1 protein-coding gene is annotated in these 604 nt (G+C 32.3%); it reads left to right on the plus strand.

Annotated features, from left to right (window positions below; genetic code table 11):
• The coding region (locus ABFX15_RS07835) for a hypothetical protein (protein WP_346024906.1) at positions 1-194 on the plus strand (194 nt) is incomplete at its 5' end.
• Positions 195-604: the final 410 nt, after the last annotated feature.

Genomic DNA, 604 nt, shown 5'->3' on the forward strand with positions numbered 1-604 from the left:
GCATAATAATCGGTACCAAGTCAATGACACCAAGGGTCAAAGGCTATTTTTTAACTGCAAAACTTGAGTTATTGACGTTACTGATGAAACTAGAATTAAGGTTGAAATCAACCCTCTTCACTATTTTGAGACAAATCAGAGCGTTACAGTATGAACCATTTGCGTATTTCAAAGAATCGTTCGCACCTGGTTAAGTGAAAGAGAGTACAAAAAGACTAATCCACAACTGAATAACCCTAAAAATTTCTGGAAAAAGTCATCCCTTGCGCCAGCAATTGACTTTTTTGGAAATTTTAACGAAAACTACTTGTGATAAAAGTAACAACCTATAAAACCTATTTATTCTAAGTTTTATGCAACACTAGTGAAACTGGATACACTTTAGAAATATAAATTAGAGAATTCAAAATCGTAAATTCTTAATGTCAACAAATCCAGCAATGCGCCTCTGATGATGAAATGTTCAAATTTATGTACTTTGATTAATTGTGAACAAATTTCGAAATGATGTGTTAAAACTATACAAATATTAACCTGAATAATTCATAGTACCTTGTCAGAACAGGCATTTATCCCGCTTTGATAAGGTTTATCAATCTATTCC

The sequence above is a fragment of the Alkalibacterium indicireducens genome (assembly GCF_039522005.1).
Taxonomy (GTDB): domain Bacteria; phylum Bacillota; class Bacilli; order Lactobacillales; family Carnobacteriaceae_A; genus Alkalibacterium; species Alkalibacterium indicireducens.